The organism is Geobacillus sp. BMUD, from assembly GCF_013096845.1.
In the GTDB taxonomy this organism is placed as follows: Bacteria; Bacillota; Bacilli; order Bacillales; family Anoxybacillaceae; genus Geobacillus; species Geobacillus vulcani.
In genome coordinates this window covers 1-250 of record NZ_SDLA01000113.1, presented here as the reverse complement: position 1 = coordinate 250, position 250 = coordinate 1, and the positions used below count along the sequence as shown (strand labels likewise).

General features: G+C 34.8%; 1 pseudogene. It reads left to right on the top strand.

The features are described from left to right. Positions 1-250: pseudogene (locus ETC05_RS18005) on the top strand (RNA-guided endonuclease TnpB family protein); the annotation flags it as partial.

Sequence of the window (250 nt, the reverse complement as noted above, 5' to 3'; positions counted from 1 at the left end):
AAACTAACGAAAACTATAAGCTGTTAAACAGCAACATGGCACAGCAAATTTTAAAAAAGGTCAATGAAGCCTTTAAATCTTTCTTTGGTTTGATCAGTCTTGCCAAACAAGGAAAATATGACTACAAGGCTATCAGTATTCCAAAATATCTTAAAAAAGATGGCTTTCATTCACTGATCACTGGCCAGATTCGTATAGACGGCAACAAATTCACGATACCGTATTCTCGCCTATTTAAAAAGACTCACAA